This window comes from Sinorhizobium sp. 8-89, assembly GCF_030124325.1.
Lineage (GTDB): Bacteria > Pseudomonadota > Alphaproteobacteria > Rhizobiales > Rhizobiaceae > Sinorhizobium.
This window is the reverse complement of sequence record NZ_JASKLR010000003.1, coordinates 35,833-51,577: the sequence shown is the minus strand read 5'-3', so window position 1 is coordinate 51,577 and position 15,745 is coordinate 35,833. Positions and strand designations below refer to the sequence as shown.

16 protein-coding genes are annotated in these 15,745 nt (G+C 61.7%); 4 read left to right on the top strand and 12 right to left on the bottom strand.

Annotation, left to right across the window (positions count from 1 at the left end; genetic code table 11):
* Positions 1-35: 35 nt before the first annotated feature.
* A complete protein-coding gene (locus QN219_RS07550; RefSeq protein ID WP_283998984.1) occupies positions 36-1,286 on the bottom strand; it encodes a sarcosine oxidase subunit beta family protein in 1,251 nt (416 codons plus the stop codon).
* A gap of 225 nt (positions 1,287-1,511) precedes the next feature.
* Here QN219_RS07550 and cysQ point away from each other — a divergent pair, with 225 nt between their 5' ends.
* The gene (gene cysQ / locus QN219_RS07545; protein ID WP_283998982.1) at positions 1,512-2,288 is read left to right on the top strand and encodes a 3'(2'),5'-bisphosphate nucleotidase CysQ; all 777 of its coding nucleotides are present in this window, start codon (positions 1,512-1,514) and stop codon (positions 2,286-2,288) included.
* Between the two features lie 17 nt (positions 2,289-2,305).
* On the opposite strand, the gene QN219_RS07540 is transcribed toward cysQ, so the two are convergent.
* Together QN219_RS07540 and QN219_RS07535 are read right to left on the bottom strand one after the other, a co-directional pair.
* Positions 2,306-2,692 (bottom strand): response regulator, encoded by a 387-nt coding sequence (locus tag QN219_RS07540; RefSeq protein WP_283998981.1) that lies wholly within the window; start codon positions 2,690-2,692, stop codon positions 2,306-2,308.
* A 107-nt stretch (positions 2,693-2,799) separates the two neighbouring features.
* A complete protein-coding gene (locus tag QN219_RS07535; RefSeq protein WP_283998980.1) occupies positions 2,800-3,555 on the bottom strand; it encodes a Crp/Fnr family transcriptional regulator in 756 nt (251 codons plus the stop codon).
* Between the two features lie 209 nt (positions 3,556-3,764).
* Between QN219_RS07535 and QN219_RS07530 the strand changes: the two genes are divergently transcribed.
* Positions 3,765-4,616 (top strand): SDR family NAD(P)-dependent oxidoreductase, encoded by an 852-nt coding sequence (locus tag QN219_RS07530; RefSeq protein WP_283999485.1) that lies wholly within the window; start codon positions 3,765-3,767, stop codon positions 4,614-4,616.
* Positions 4,617-4,785: 169 nt separating this feature from the next.
* Positions 4,786-6,342, top strand: coding sequence for a VOC family protein (locus tag QN219_RS07525; RefSeq protein ID WP_283999484.1), 1,557 nt, complete (start codon positions 4,786-4,788; stop codon positions 6,340-6,342).
* A gap of 8 nt (positions 6,343-6,350) precedes the next feature.
* On the opposite strand, the gene QN219_RS07520 is transcribed toward QN219_RS07525, so the two are convergent.
* The 9 genes from QN219_RS07520 to speB all read right to left on the bottom strand — a co-directional run bounded on the left by QN219_RS07520 (position 6,351) and on the right by speB (position 14,481).
* Positions 6,351-6,911, bottom strand: coding sequence for an NADPH-dependent FMN reductase (locus tag QN219_RS07520; protein ID WP_283998979.1), 561 nt, complete (start codon positions 6,909-6,911; stop codon positions 6,351-6,353).
* A 219-nt stretch (positions 6,912-7,130) separates the two neighbouring features.
* Positions 7,131-8,084 carry a ring-cleaving dioxygenase gene (locus QN219_RS07515; RefSeq protein ID WP_283998978.1) on the bottom strand — a complete coding sequence of 318 codons (954 nt, stop codon included), beginning with the start codon at positions 8,082-8,084 and terminating at the stop codon, positions 7,131-7,133.
* Between the two features lie 155 nt (positions 8,085-8,239).
* Positions 8,240-9,025, bottom strand: coding sequence for a carbon-nitrogen hydrolase family protein (locus tag QN219_RS07510; RefSeq protein WP_283998977.1), 786 nt, complete (start codon positions 9,023-9,025; stop codon positions 8,240-8,242).
* Positions 9,022-9,822, bottom strand: coding sequence for an ABC transporter permease (locus tag QN219_RS07505; RefSeq protein ID WP_283998976.1), 801 nt, complete (start codon positions 9,820-9,822; stop codon positions 9,022-9,024). Before QN219_RS07505 ends, QN219_RS07510 begins: the two co-directional genes overlap by 4 nt.
* Entirely contained in the window at positions 9,819-10,673 is an 855-nt protein-coding gene (locus QN219_RS07500; RefSeq protein ID WP_283998975.1) for an ABC transporter permease, read from the bottom strand. Before QN219_RS07500 ends, QN219_RS07505 begins: the two co-directional genes overlap by 4 nt.
* Positions 10,670-11,707 (bottom strand): ABC transporter ATP-binding protein, encoded by a 1,038-nt coding sequence (locus QN219_RS07495; RefSeq protein WP_283998974.1) that lies wholly within the window; start codon positions 11,705-11,707, stop codon positions 10,670-10,672. Before QN219_RS07495 ends, QN219_RS07500 begins: the two co-directional genes overlap by 4 nt.
* 196 nt (positions 11,708-11,903) lie before the next feature.
* Entirely contained in the window at positions 11,904-12,983 is a 1,080-nt protein-coding gene (locus tag QN219_RS07490; protein WP_283998973.1) for an ABC transporter substrate-binding protein, read from the bottom strand.
* Entirely contained in the window at positions 12,980-13,186 is a 207-nt protein-coding gene (locus QN219_RS07485) for a hypothetical protein (RefSeq protein WP_283998972.1), read from the bottom strand. The genes QN219_RS07490 and QN219_RS07485 overlap by 4 nt, the downstream gene beginning before the upstream one ends.
* 233 nt (positions 13,187-13,419) lie before the next feature.
* Positions 13,420-14,481, bottom strand: a complete 1,062-nt coding sequence (speB, locus tag QN219_RS07480) for an agmatinase (protein WP_283998969.1) — start codon at positions 14,479-14,481, stop codon at positions 13,420-13,422.
* Positions 14,482-14,700: 219 nt separating this feature from the next.
* Here speB and QN219_RS07475 point away from each other — a divergent pair, with 219 nt between their 5' ends.
* The gene (locus QN219_RS07475; protein ID WP_283998967.1) at positions 14,701-15,744 is read left to right on the top strand and encodes a LysR substrate-binding domain-containing protein; all 1,044 of its coding nucleotides are present in this window, start codon (positions 14,701-14,703) and stop codon (positions 15,742-15,744) included.
* Position 15,745 lies beyond the last annotated feature (1 nt).

Here is a 15,745-nt window from a genome sequence, read left to right as displayed (position 1 = left end):
CTCGAAATGCGGCCGCTGCGGGCTCGCCGCTTCTGTCAGTGAAGATTGGGTTGTGGACCGGCACCGGCCTCGTCGACCGCATAGCCGCGGGCGAAGCGGTCGAGCCTCAGGGCACGTGCGACCGGATGCGTGTCGTTCTTGGCGATCAGGTGGGCAAAGCAGTAACCGGATGCGGGAGTAGCCTTGAAGCCGCCGTAGCACCAGCCGCAGTTCAGGTAGAGATTGTCGATCGGCGTGCGGTCGATGATCGGCGACCCGTCCATGCTCATGTCCATGACGCCGGCCCAGGAGCGCAGCACGCGGACGCGCGAAAGACCGGGGATCATCGTTACGCCCTCCTCCATCACATGCTCGGCGGTCGCGAGGTTTCCGCGCTGGGCATAGGAGGAGTAGCCGTCGATCTCCGCCCCGAAGACGAGGCCGCCCTTGTCCGACTGCGAGATATAGAAGTGGCCGCCGCCATAGACGATCACATGATCGATGCAGGGCTTCAGCCCTTCGGTGACGAAGGCCTGCAGCACATGGCTCTCGATCGGCAGCTTCAGATCCGCCATCTCACCGACGCGGGAGCTGTTGCCCGCGGCCGCCAGCGCGAGCTTGCCGCAGCCGATGAACCCCTTGGTCGTCTCGACACCGGTGACGACGCCATTCTCGCGACGGATCGCGGTCACCTCGCAGTGCTCGATGATATCGACACCATGCCGGTCGGCGCCGCGCGCGTAACCCCAGGCGACCGCATCGTGTCGGGCCGTACCGGCGCGCCGCTGGAGGAGCCCGCCGAGGATCGGATAGCGGGCGTGGTCGTAGTTGAGAAAGGGGATCATCTTCTTCAGCTGATCGCGCTCGATCAGCTCCGCCGCCACGCCTTCCATCCACATGGCGTTGCCGCGCCGTATATAGGCGTCGCGTTGGCCATCGCTGTGGTAAAGCATGATGACGCCGCGTTGCGACAGCATCACATTATAGTTCAGCTCCCGCTCCAGCCCTTCCCAAAGCTTCATGGAAAATTCATAGAACGGCTCGTTGCCCGGCAGCATGTAATTGGAGCGGACGATCGTCGTGTTGCGGCCGACATTCCCGGAGCCGAGATAGCCCTTCTCCAGCACGGCAACGTTTTTGATACCGAATTCCTTGGCGAGATAATAAGCGGTTGCAAGGCCATGACCCCCACCGCCGACGATGATCACGTCATAATGCGATTTTGGCTCGGCCTGTCGCCATTGCGGCTTCCAATTCAGATTTCCGGAGAGAGCGTTCTTGACGATCGAGAATGCGGAGTAGCGCATGAAGGCATCCAGTTCACTTGCGCGGCCACTTTTGCATAAGCGAAGCGCAACGCAAAGATGCAAGAGGCCCTGCGGCTGCAAAATGCCGCGGTGATGGGTCGCCACGGCGTCGAGCGTCCGCGATTGCGGCAAAGAGAAAGATTTGAGTATGAACGGAAGAAGCCTATCGGTATTCGGCCCGGCTCATGCGAATCGCAGCAACGGCGTGGAAAAAGAAGAGTGACGATGCTGGAAATACTGGAAAGATCGGCGATCGCGGCTGGAAGGGCAATCCTGGACATTTACAACGCCGGGCCGGCCGTCGCCTACAAAGCCGATGCTTCGCCGGTCACCGACGCGGACCACAGCGCCGAACGCATAATCCTCGCCGCTCTCGCGGCGAACTTTGTCGATATTCCGGTCATCGCCGAGGAATCGGTTGCGGCCGGGCATGTACCCGATATTTCCGGAAAACGCTTCTTTCTCGTCGATCCCCTGGACGGCACCAAGGAGTTCGTAGGCCGCAGCAGCGATTTCACCGTCAACATCGCCTTGATCGAGAATGGCGTCCCCGTTGCCGGCGTGGTTTATGCGCCCGCGCTCGGCATCCTCTATTCGGCAAGTGCCGGCAAAGCGAGGAAGGCCTTGATCGAGGACGATCGCGTTGCCGCTCCCCACGCAGTTATCGGCTGCCGCACCTGCGGCGACCGGCCGGTGGCGCTGACCAGCCGCTGGCACAACAGCGCAGAGACGATCGCCTACCTCGCCGATCAGGGCATTGCCGATTATGAGGCTGTCGGCTCATCGCTGAAATTTTGCCTACTGGCCGAAGGGCTTGCCGACATCTACCCGCGCTTCAGCCGTACCATGGAATGGGACACGGCAGCCGGCGACGCCATTCTGCGGGCTGCCGGCGGCGAGACGCTGACCATGGAGGGAACGCCGCTCACCTATGGCAAGCGCAATCAGCGCCACGACAGCGATTTTGCCAATCCCTGGTTCGTCGCCCGCGGCAGGCCCTGATGATCAACGAAATCGTTTCAAGGACCGCGCTGGTCATACGCGGCGGCGATAAGGCTGCCGATCGTCGTCTCGCTGAAAGGTTTGTCGATCCTCGGAATACTGCGCAGATGCTGCGGCGAAGGAAACGATTCTCCGTATCCGCTGGTAAATCCGACCATGATGCCGCGCGCGATCAGGGCATCGGCGACGACAAAGCTTGTATCGCTGTCGAGATTGACGTCGATGAGGGCAAAATCGATCGAGTGAGCGGTAGCCATTTCCAACGCCTGCTCGGCATTGGTGGCGACATGAACCTCTGCCACTCCCAAGGATGTGAGGATTTCCTCGGCGTCCATCGCAATGATGAAATTGTCGTCCAAAACGAGAACCGTCTTAATTGTCGGCGGAATTTCGTTGCTTTGCACTCCCGACGCCCTTTCAGAACCCTGCGCAAGACCGGGGCTCGACCCGACAAGCTAACCTAGGCGCTAAGGAGCGGTTCGGCACTTAAAAATGACATACGGCCAGTAAATCAGATGAATGGACGCTTGTGCTCGGTGATACCCCTCCACTCGGCAATCGCAAGCAGCCCATCGACATTGCGCACGTTGCACCCACCGTCCACCCACCGAATAAGCCCGCGGTCGGCAAGTTTCTTCAGGGTCTTGTTGGTGTGGACGACCGAAAGGCCAAGCGTATCGGCAACATGTTGTTGGCGGATCGGGATCGCGACTCGATTGCCGCGAAAGAGGTCCAGTACCTTTGCCCGCTGGTAAAGAAAAGCAAGGAGATAGGCGGCCCTCTCAAGTGCCGAACGCCGGCCGATGCTCAGGAGATGCTCGTCAAGCATGCGTTCCTCCCGGGCTGCAATCCAGGTCAGATCATAAGCAAGGTCGGGATGCCTGGTATAAAGCTGATTGAGCCTGTCCCGTTCGAAGACGCAGAGAGTAACCGGTGAAAGCGCCTCGATGGAATGTTGCATTTCTCCCATCAGACTGCCTTGCAGTCCGACGATGTCTCCAGGCATGACATAGTTCAGGATCTGGCGCCGGCCGTCATCGAGCATCTTGTATCGAAAGCCCCAACCGGAAAGAACGGTGAAGAGGTGAGCGCTATGCGTGCCTTCAAGAACTATCGTCGCGCCGCTATCGACTGCCAACTCGCCCGTCTTGAAGTCCGAAACGAAGGCGAGTTCCTCGGCTGTGAAATCGCGGAAGACCGCGAGCTGACGAAGAGGACAATGGTCACAGGGCGTGCGCTTGCTGTTCTTGCTCGTTTGGCTTGCCATGAACTTCTCGTGGCCGGGCGTGCAACGGCACTCATCCATTAGACCCAAGTCGTGAAGTAGCGCTCACGCGCTTGCGGACAAGGAGGTTGCTGGAAAGCGATGACATTTCAGATGTTTCACGGGCCCGTTCGGCGGTGATTGCGATGGACTTGGCAGCGGCGCCGCTCTATCTCTTTCGGAACTTTCCGCCGTCAACGGGGATCTACGCCATGTCCTACGCCGCCATTGCAAAAAACCATGTCGCCGTCATCACCGGAGCTGCCTCTGGCATCGGACTTGCCGCGGCCAAGCGCTTCGCTGGCCTCGGGCTGAAGGTTGTCCTTGCCGACCTGCCCGGTGAGCGCTTGCAGGCGGCTGCGACCGAGGTGGCAAAGGGTGCCACGGGGGGCGCGAGCGATGTCGCCGCAATCGCCACGGATGTCTCCCGGCCTGACGATCTCGTGGCGCTGGCGCGCTCGGTACGCGAACGCTTCGGCCACGTTCATGTGCTGATGAACAATGCCGGCATCCAGCCTGGCAGTTCGATGTTCGGCCCGCTGGAGAACTGGGAAGGCGTGATCGCCGTCAATCTCTGGGGTGTCATCAACGGCTCGCGTATTTTCGCGCCCGCGATGATTGCCCATGGCGAACCGGGGCTGATCATCAATACCGGCTCGAAACAGGGCATCACCACGCCGCCCGGCGACCCCGCCTACAACGTGTCGAAGGCCGGCGTTAAGGTCTTCACCGAAGCGCTGCAGCACGAGCTGCGCAACACCGAAGGCTGCAAGGTTGCCGCCCACCTGCTGATCCCCGGTTTCGTCTATACGTCGCTGACCGCCCATGGACGGACGGAGAAACCGGCGGGAGCGTGGACGCCCGAGCAGACGGTGGACTTCATGATGGATAGCCTCGAACGCGGCGATTTCTATATCCTCTGCCCGGACAACGAAGTCGTCCGCTCGACGGACGAGAAACGCATCCTGTGGGCCGCCGGGGATATCGTCGAGAACCGGCCGCCGCTTTCGCGCTGGCACCCCGATCACGGCGACGCTTTCAAGGCATTCCTCGACCGCGATTGAGAAACGGCCGCCCGACGAAACAAGGCAACCCGACGGGCGGTTCTACAGCGCCGCGCGTCCAAGCGGACGCGCTAAGATCGCTGTAGCACCTTGAATCGCTGCATGATTCCTTAAATCGATTCCGATTTAAGGAATCATGCAGCAGGGGAACAGCAGGAAGGACAAGACGGTGACGAGCGGTATTCACCACATCACCCTGATCGCCCGAAAAGTGCAAGCAAATGTCGATTTCTATGTCGGCTTTCTCGGCCTGCGCCTCGTCAAGCGCACCGGCGGCTACGAGGACCCTAATCAATTGCATCTCTTTTACGGCGATGCGGTGGGATCGCCAGGTTCGCTCGTTACCTTCCTTATGTGGGAGGACGGCTCGCCAGGACGCGTCGGGCATGGCCAGCCGAGCGAAATCGCCTTTGCCATCCCGCCGGAGAGCATCGGCTTCTGGCTGACGCGTGCGTTGCAATTCAACATTCAGGCGACCGGCCCGGCACAGGAGTTCGGCGAACCGGTGTTGCGTCTGAAAGATCCGGACGGCGTGATCGTGAAACTGGTCGGAACGAACGCGCTCGCCGAACCTGCCCCGTGGGCGAGCCGGGACATCCCCGAAACGGACGCGGTCCGGCGGCTGCGCGGCGCGACCATTCTCACCGAGAAGCCCAAGGAAACCGCTCACTTCCTTCAAAACCATTTCGGCTATTCGGAGACCGGAGCGACAGCCACGATCCGGCGCTTCACGTCGAAATCCGGAGATGTCATCGACGTGCGCGACGCCACCGGCTTCTGGACGTCGGCGCCCGGCACGGGCACGATCGACCATATCGCCTTTCGCGCGCCAGACGAGGCGACGGTGCTTGCCGTGCGCGCCGATCTCGAGCAGGAGCACGCCGGCGCCACCAATGCGCATGACCGGAAGTACTTCTTCTCGCTCTATGTGCGTGAGCCGGGCGGCTCGCTCTTCGAGCTGGCCACCGACGGTCCGGGTTTTTCTGTCGACGAGCCTTCGGACACGCTCGGATCCAAGCTCTTCCTGCCATCGCATCTGGATGCCGACGCGGCTGCGACTTTGGTCAAGCTGCCGCAATTCGCCCTTCCCGGCGAGCCGCGGCTAACGCCGCGCGACCTGCCCTTTATCCACCGGTTCTATCATCCGGACCAGCCGAATGATCGCACCTTCGTGCTGCTGCACGGCAGCGGCGGCAACGAGACGGATATGCTTCCCTTCGGACATCAGGTCGATCCGCACGCCACCTTGCTCGGAATGCGTGGCCGAAGCAACGAGGAAGGTTTTCCCCGGTGGTTCCGCCGCGTGTCGATGACGACCTTCGACCAGCAAGACATCCGCTCGGAGGCAGCGGCCTTCGTGGCCTTCGTCGAAGGCGCGTGCGAGGGCTACGGGCTCGCTCCTGACAAGACAATATTCATCGGCTATTCCAACGGCGCCAACATGCTGGCTGCCGTCATGCTGCTTTATCCCGGCCTGCTCAGGAACGTGGTGATGATGCGCGCGATGTCCGCGCTCGAAGACGCGCCGAAGCCCGATCTTGCCGAAGCAAACATCCTGGTGCTCACCGGAAAGCAGGATCCCTACGGCAAACATGCGCCGGCCTTGAAGAAGGTCCTCGCCGATACCGGCGCCAATCTCGAGGCACTAGATATCGATACCCATCACGGTATCGGCGACGACGATGTTGCAGCCATTCGCCGCTGGATGGCGGAAAACAGGCTCTGAACACCGCCTTATGCTTTCACTGTCGCGACATGGTCGGCGAAAGCCCTGACGAAGCCGCGCAACCGCTCCCTGGTCTGGTCGTCGGTCAACTGCCCTTCGCTGTCGAAGAGCGTGTCGGCCTTCGGCAGCATCAGCCGCTTACCCGACCAAAGCTCGGCTCCGAGCGTCCGCATCACGGCGAGCCAGGCATTCTGGCTGAGAATGGTCCCGAAACTGCCGGGAGAGGCGCCGGCCAAGGCAAAGGGACGACCACCGAACACCTTTCGGATGTCAGCCGGCGGGCGACTGAGCCAGTCGATCGCGTTCTTAAAAACGCCCGGCATCGAATTGTTGTATTCCGGCGTGAAAAGGATCACGCCGTGCGCCGCCACGATCTTCTGCTTGAGATCGGCCGCCGCCGCCGGAACGCCGCTCTCAGCCTCCACATCGCCGTCGTAAAGCGGGATGCCGTGCAGCGTCGCGCTCTCGAATTCGACATCGTCCGGCGCGACGGACTTTGCAGCCTTCAGCAAGGCCGTATTGAAGGAAGCCTTCCGCAGACTGCCTGATATGCCGAGTATCTTCGTCATGAATGCTTGGTTTCCTCTTATTTATGCCTCGGTGGCGCTACTCCATGTTTCCTTAAATCCTAGCCGATTTAGGGATAAGAACATGCAGCAATTCAAAGGGCTACAGCATCTTTTGCGCGTCGGACAAGACGCAGGGCGCTGTAGGCCGCATCTCATTAGAACTAGAGATCAAAGGACAAAAAGAAAGCCAGGAGGAGCGTCCCGGCTTTTGCTTTGGCACTATTCCAGCGGTTTCAGCCTTGCCTCGATCTGAGCCCGCTTGGGCTCCAGGAAGGGCGGCAGCGACAGGCTTTCGCCGAGCGTTTCCATCGGTTCATCGACAGCAAAACCGGGCCCGTCGGTCGCGATCTCGAACAGGATGCCGTTCGGCTCCCGGAAGTAGAGCGAGCGGAAATAGAAGCGTTCGACCTCGCCGCTCGACGGCAGGCGGAAGCCGTTCAGGCGTTCGGTCCACTGATGCAGCGCGTCCACGTCCGGCGCCCGGAACGCCACGTGGTGAACGGCGCCAGCGCCCTGGCGCGCAATCGGCAGGTCCGGTTGAACCGCGACATGCAATTCGGCCGCCGGACCACCCTCGCCCATCGAGAAGACGTGTACTTCGCCGGAGCCGTCGGGCGAAGCGTAGCGGCGCACCTCCGCCATGTTCATCACATGCGTGAGCACGAGCGCCGTGTTGGTGATATCCGGCACGCTGATGGTAATGGGACCAAGGCCCTTGATCTGATGCTCGGCTGGAACCGGGCTCCTGTCCCAGGGATGCGACGGCGTCAGTCCGCCATCGTCCAGCAGCCGGAAACGCTGGCCTTCGCCGTCTTCGAAGGCAAGCGAGGTGCGGCCATCGATTTCCGTGACCTCGCCGGCGGAGACGCTTAGCTCCTCGAAACGGCGCTTCCACCATCTGACGCTTTCGGCACTGCCAACGCGAAGGCCGGTGCGCGAAATGCTGTGCGTGCCGCGTCCCTCGGGGCCGACCGGCCAGTCGAAGAACGTCAGGTCCGTTCCGGGCGTCGCCTTCCCGTCGGCATAGAAGAGATGGTAGGCGGTCGTATCGTCCTGATTGACGGTTTTCTTGACCAGCCTCAGTCCCAGCGTCTTCGTGTAAAAGCGCAGGTTTTCCGGTGCATTGGCCGTGATCGCCGTGAGATGGTGGATACCTGTTAGTTGCAAGCTCATGATTGCCTCCAATTCGAAGCGTTACGGCGGACTTTGCGCATCCGGGGACGCGCGGCGCCGTAAGGCGGGCACCTCGTTGAGCAGAACATCGGTCGGCCCGGTCGTTTCAAAAAGAGGAAACGACGCGAACAGATTGTTCTCTAAACGCGAACGATCTAGCGGTGCGGACGCTGCAGGTCCTTGAGATAAGTATTCTCCAAGCGCGAAATGGCAAATGCCCCCGGGTCGATCTCGGCAAAGATCAGGGTCTCGTCCGCGGAATTGGCTTTCGCCAGGGGTTGGCCGTCCGGCGAGGCAACCCGCGACAAGCCGGCGAAAGAAAACATCGGATCGGAACCGCAATGATTGATGTAGGCGACGAAGACCTGGTTTTCGAACGCCCTTGTCTGGATCATATGCTCGGTGATGAAGGTTCCCGACCAGCCGGCCGGAAGCGCCGTCGGCACCAATACCGCCTCGGCGCCGGCAAGCGCGAGCCGCCGGACATTTTCGGGAAACTCGACATCGTAGCAGATCAGCATGCCGCAGGTGACGCCCCGGTGTTCGAAGAGGCGCGTCGACGGCTCAGCCGGCGTGAACAGCCCGCGCTCATAGTCGCCATAAAGATGCGATTTGCGATAGACGGTCGGGGCGGCGTCGCCGTTGACGTAGACCGCGCTGTTGTAGACGGCATTGCCCTCGCGCTCGGCGAAGCCGGCAATGATCGCGATACCGGTTTCGGCCGAAATCTGCTGCAATCGCCGCACGATAGGGCCATCGGCGGGCTCGGCGAGGTCACGGATCACATCGCCCGCGCCGTAGCCTGTAATGCCGAGTTCGGGCGTGACCAGCAACGTCGCACCCTGGAGTGAAGCCTCCGCCGCCGCCCCGCCGATCCGGCCGAGATTGGCGGCAACGTCGCCGGCAATGGATTTCATCTGCAGAGCGGCAAGCCTCATCATTTACCATCCGATGACATGGCGCCGAGCAACTTCGGTAGGTCTCCGAAGCGGGCGACGAGACCGAAGATGACCGCAGCCGTCGTGACGAAGAGGATCGTCACCGACGCCATGGTCGGCGTGTAGCCATAGCGCAGCGCGTTGAAGATCTTGATCGGCAGCGTCTCCATGGTGAAGCCGACGGTCATATAGGCGACGATATATTCGTTGAGCGATAGCACGAAGGCAAAGGCATAGCCTGAAACGATGTAGGGCAGGATCAGCGGCAGCACCACCGTACGGAAAACCGTACGCTCGTCCGCGCCCATGGTTGAGGCCGCCTCGACCAAAGAACGATCGATCGACGTGAAACCGAGCGACAGGGTGACGAGCGGCAAGGTCACGAAGAAGATCGCGTGGCTGACGACTGCAGTCCATGGCTGGCCGTAGAATCCGGCGGTCGCCCAGAAGGTGAGAAGCCCGAGCGCCGTGATGACCGGCGGCAGCGTGAAGGGTGCGACGCCCAGAAGCTGGAAGATATTCGCCCAAGGCGCCACGCGCCGCCACAGGAACCAGGCAAGCGGCAGGGCTATGGCGACGGCAAGCGCCGCCGAAAGCACGGCAAGCGTGATCGAGGCCATCAGCGCGTTTCGCCATTCGGGATTCAGGAAGATCTCGCCATACCAGGATGTCGAGAAGCCTTGCGGCGGGAAGGCGAGCGTCTGCTTTTCGTTGATCGAAACGCCGGCAACCACAATCAGCGGCAGCGCGAGGAAGAGCGCGATCAGGAAGAAATAGAACTTGCGGAAAATGGACGTCATGCCGCTTCTCCCTTCCGTCCCGCAATCACCGTCAAGGCGACCAGGCCGAGCGTCACCAGCACGAGGAACACCGCCATCGCCGCAGCAAAGGGCATGTTCGACTGGTAGATCGCCTGGTCGGTGATCAGGACGGACAGCGTCCAGTGCTGAGGCCGTCCGAGAAGCTGTGGCAGCAGATAGGACCCGAGCGCGAAGATGAAGACCATGATCAGCGTCGCGACGATCGTGTTCCTGAGTGCCGGAACGACGACGGTGAAGAAGGCCTTGAGCGGCGAGGCGCCGAGCGTGCGAGCAGCTTCCGTCAAGGTCGGATCGAGGCGGACGAGCGCCGGGAAGAGGACGAGCACCGTATAAGGGAAGGCCTGATAGACCATGCCCGTCAGCACTGCCGCGAAACTCGGCGTCAGCGCCTTAGCCTCACCCATGAGGCCGAGCGCGACAAGGATATTGGTGATGCCGGCCGTGCGCGAAAAGAGCGTCGACCAGGCAAAACCGATGATGACCTCCGAGAGCGATAGCACCGAGAGCAGCGCGACAAGCCAGACGACCTGCACGTTGCGCGCCATCCGCGTCAGCATATAGGTGAAGGGCAGCGCCAGCACGATGCAGCAGATGGCGACCGCGATCGCCATCATGAGCGAGAAGCCGAGCACGCCGCCGAAGAAGGCCGAGAGGAAGCGGGCGTAATTGTCGTAAACGAAGGCCGGCGTATAGAAACCGCCCTGCTGGCGCTGGAAGAAGCTGACGGCGATCATCGTGCCGAAGGGCACGACGAAGAAGATCGTGAGCATCGCCGCGGGGAAAAGAAGCGGCGCGTAGTCGCCGATGGTCTGGGGCGGTTCGCGTCTCATTTCCTGAGCACCACGCAAACATCCGGAGTGAGCGCGACGCCGACCTGTTGGCCGACGGTGACGTCCGGCCGCTCGCGCGGCGTGGAAACGGCGACAATCTGGCGACCGGCAACATCCACAAAGGTTTCGATCGTCCCGCCCAAATCGCGCACGAAGGTGACCGTGCCGGAAATTGCACCGGCACCCGGCGCCGTCAGGTGCACGTCCTCGGGACGGATCGACAACGTCGCCTTGGCCGCGCCGGGGAGCAGCGCGAGACCGGGCACTGGCTGGCCGAGCACGGAAACATGGCCGACCGAGTCCGCTTCGGCTTCGATCAAGTTGGTCTGACCGATGAAATCGGCCACGAAACTGTCCGCCGGCCGACGGTAGATTTCGATCGGCGAGGCCGCCTGACGGATTTCCCCGCCGTTCATGACGACCACCGTATCGGCCATGGTCATCGCTTCGCGCTGGTCGTGCGTGACGACGATTGTCGTGATCCCGAGTTTCTGCTGCAGTTGCCGGAGCTCCACCTGCATCGCCTCGCGCAGTTTCGCGTCGAGCGCCGAGAGCGGCTCGTCGAGCAGGAAAAGCTTCGGCGAGATCGCCAGGGCGCGAGCGATCGCGACACGCTGACGCTGGCCGCCGGAAAGCTTGGAAACTGGCCGGTCCGCATAGCCCGAGAGATGGATCATTGACAGCAGTTCCTCGACCCGCCGCTTCTGGTCCTCCTTCGGTGCATTTCGGATGCGCAAGGGATAGGCGATGTTTTCGCCGACGGTCAGGTGCGGAAAGAGCGCCAGCGACTGAAACACCATGCCGAGGTTGCGCTTGTGGGTCGGCACGCGGGTGATGTCTTCGCCGTCGAGATGGATCGCACCTCCCGTCGGGAGATCAAGCCCGGCAATCATGCGCAGCAACGTCGTCTTGCCGCAGCCCGATGGGCCGAGCATGCAAACGAAGGTGCCGTGCGGCACGGTGAGCTCGACATTGTTGACGGCCGTGAAAGATCCGAATTCCTTGACGACGTTCTGAAGGGCAAGTCCCGACATGTATTCCCCGTCCCACAGCGCCGTGCGTCTCTAGGTCGCTGTATCGCTTCCTTAACTCGGTTCCCGATTTAAGGAACCATGCAGTAGCGCCTCATGCGCAGATGGTTTCCACAGCGCCGCGTGTCTTGTCAGACGCGCAATGGCGCTGCAATGCGGTCTCCCGCCGGCGCTCGGCTGGCGGGAGCCCTGTTGGCGATCAGCCGACGATCAGTTCCGTCCACTTCTGGTTCAGCCAATCCGACTTGGTCTGGTAGAGATCGTAGCGCGGGACAATCGGTTCGATGTCCGATGACACGGCTGCAAACTCCTTGTCCGTGAGATCTGTCGATTCGCGCTTGACCGTCGGCGAAGTTCCGACCTTGCGCGACAGCGTCGCCTGAATCGACGGCTGGCACATATAGTCGATGAAGATGTGCGCTTCCTCTGTCTTCTGCGAGGCGCGCGACAATGCCCAGCAACCCGAATCCTGAATGCCGCCCTCCTTGGGGAAGGTAGAGCGCACCGGATGGCCATCGGCCGCGGCAAGGCCGGTCACGTCGTGGTAGTACTGGCCCATCGGAATTTCACCGGACTTCAGCGCCTGTTCGAACTGCGCTTCGTCACGATACCAGAGCCGCACGTTCGGCTTCACTTCGGCGAGCTTTTCGAAAGCCTTGAGAATGCCCTCTTCACTGTCGAGCGCATTGGTGCCACCCATGAAGGTCTTGGCGGTCACCTCGAGCAGGAAGGAGTTCGAGACAAGCGCGAGCAGCCCGAGCTTGTCGGCATTGGCCGGATCCCAGAAGGCGGACCAGGATGTCGGCGCTTCCTTGTAGGCGTCGGTGTTGGTGACGAGAGTGATGTACCAGGAAACCGCACCGATACCTGCAATACGGCCGTCCGGATATTTGTTGACGAACCGGTCGAGCAGGTTGGAGCTGTTCTTGATCTTCGCCATGTCGATCGGTGTCCAGAGATCGGTCGCCTGCCCCTTGAGCATTGCGACCTGCGACATCATCGAGACATCCGCCGGAGCCTGGCCGGCGCGAGCGGCCTGTTCCAACTGGACGAGCCAGGCTTCACCGGTCGGCTCCGCGACAGACTCGATCGCGATGCCCGTGGCCTTGGTGAATTCGGGGAAGATGTTCTTGTCGAACGAATCCTTGAAGTAGCCGCCGTAGACGCCGACCTTCAGCGACTTGTCCTGCGCTCTCAGGACGGCCGGCATCGCCAGCATCGACGCGCCGGCAAGCCCTGCCCCCAGCAGCGTGCGGCGCTTGATGGAATTGATGTTCATCGCATGTCTCCTTTGTTTTGGCGGCTACCGCCGCGTTCCCTGTTGTAGTTGATTCCTTGCATCTTTTCGGCTCGCTCCGCCAGCATTTGTCGCTGGAGAATTGTCCCATGTTCGATCAGCGCGTCGCAAAGCGCGAACAAGGCCGCAATCAGCCTGTCGGCCGCAAAAAACTCCACGTCCGCATTATCGACCGCATTGGCCATCCTGAGAAGCCTGGCATTCGATCACTGCTCCCGATGCGTGTCAAAGGCGATGCCGGACACGACCGCATCCGGCTTCGTCGGCGCCGACGATCGCTTCATTCCCGATGCAACCGGCAAACTGTCCCGGTTCCGGAAACAAGACGACATCGTGGTCCCCCTGCCTGGAAGTTTGTTTGTTCCGGCTCTCGCTCCGCCGCCGCTTCCAGTTCGACGGCAGAACGAGCGTCAAAGGCTCAGCCGGCCCTGCCGGTGATCGCCGGGCTGAAAACCATCAGGCTCAGGATTTCGAAGAGCACCTGCGCCCCGGCATGCGCCGTATTGGTCGTCGCGTCGTATTGCGGGGCGACCTCGACGACGTCGCCGCCGACGAGATTGACGCCCTTGAAACCGCGAATGAGTTCAAGCACCTCACGGGTCGTCAGGCCGCCGACTTCCGGCGTGCCGGTCCCGGGAGCGAAACTCGGGTCGAGGCTGTCGATGTCGAAGGAGAGATAAGTCGGACCCTCGCCGACGATCCTCTTCGCCTTCTCGATGATCGCCGGAATGCCGAGACCGGAAACCTCTTCCGCATGGATCACGGTCATGCCGGATTCGTAGGAGAATTCCCAGAGATACTCGGCCGAGCCGCGGATGCCGATCTGCACGACGCGAGTGGGATCGAGCACGCCGTCGAGAACCGCGTTGCGGAACGGGCCGCCGTGATGGAACTTCGTGAGGTCATAGGCGCCGCCGGTGTCGCAATGGGCGTCGATATGAATCATGCCGACCGGGCGTTTCTTGCCGACCGCCTTCAGGATCGGATGCGTGATCGAATGGTCGCCGCCGACCGACAGCGGTACGACGCCGGCGTCGACAATCTGGTTGATGCGCTTTTCGATGTCCTCATGACTGAGCTCCAGCCGGTAGCGGCTTTGGAAGGCAACGTCGCCGATATCGGCGACCCGGAGATCGTGGACGGGCGCGCAGCCGAGCACGTGGTTGTAGGGCCCGATGCGCTCGATCGCACGCAGCGCCCGCGGTCCGAAACGGGAGCCCGGACGGTTGGTGACACCGAGGTCCATCGGTATGCCGACGATTGCCACCTGGAGATTGCCGAAATCCGGATTTTCGGCATCGACCGGCATATAGGGCGCGGTCAGGAAGGTCGGGATGCCGGAATAGGGCGCCAGCCGCGTGCCGCTCTTCGTGAAGATCTTGTCGGCGACCTTGCGAAACGCCGGATCGAAGAGCTCACCGCCGTGGCTTTCGCCATATTTCACCTTCAATTCGTTGAGCTTCTGTTCATCCCAGGCCATGCGCCCGAACCTCCGTGTGTTCAGCCGGGGACATGTGCGCGAAGCACCGCAAATGACGATCTGCGATTTCGCCGGCTTTGCCGGCGCGGTCACGTTCCCCAGGCTTTTGCCCTTGTTGGCACATATTAGGAAACAATTTTGCTGGAAAATCAATTGACATTGTTATAGCGTTTCGTGTGAGAAAAATTCACATTCTTGCACCGCCTTTCGGAGCCTTTCTTGTCGAGCCGACTGCCCCCGCTGAACCCGCTGCGTGCCTTCGAGGCGACCGCCCGGCGCGGTTCCGTTTCGGCCGCGGCACGTGAGCTCAACGTCACGCACGGTGCGATCAGCCATCAGATCCGCGCGCTCGAACTTTCCTTCAACGCCACTCTCTTCGAGCGCGGCGGCAAGCGGCTGAGATTGACGCCACAGGGTGCCCTGCTGCTACCGGCCGTTACCCACGCCTTCGCGGAAATCGCCGCCGCGACCGCGGCCATGACCCGGCCCGCAACGAGCGGCGAGCTTCGGATCACCTGCGTGCCGGCGCTGCTCTCCTTCTGGATGATCCCGCGCCTGCACCAGTTCACCGAGCAGTTCCCCGATGTCAGGCTGACGCTGATCGCCTCCAACGACGCGGCGCACCTCCATTCCCCCGATGTCGACGTCTGCCTGCTCTATGGCGATGGCAACTGGAACGACTGCTGGGCGAAGCTCTGGAGCCGGCTCGAGCTTTTCCCGGTCGTAAGCCCGACCCTCCTCAACATGCGGCCGCTGCGCTCGGTACGGGATCTGCGCGACCACGTAATGCTTCACGGCGATGACGGCCGAGAGTGGAACACGTGGCTCGCCGCAGCCGACGCCATCGACCTGCAGCGCGGCCGCCAGCATTTCATGAGCGATGCGCGACTCTCTACCGAGGCGGCACTGCACAATCAGGGCGTGGCGCTCGGCGATACGATCACCGCCGGAAGCCTGATCGCGCGCGGCGAGCTGATCGCTCCCTTCGATCTGACGGTGCCTGCCAACGACGCGTTTTTTGTCGCCTGCCGCAACGAAATCCGCGCCGCGCCGATCGTCCGCGTTTTCATCGACTGGCTGTTCGCAGCGCTCGAAAGCGATCCTATGCCGGAGCTCCAGGTCTCCGCCCGTACGATCATCCGCAGCCGCATGTCCAGACCGGAAGCCGCGCAAACGTCGAAAGCGGATAGCTTTCAGCCGATCTCGTCGCCGACGCGGAATCGGCGCCCGGAACGCCCCCCGAAACGCAAGGCCAAATCATAGA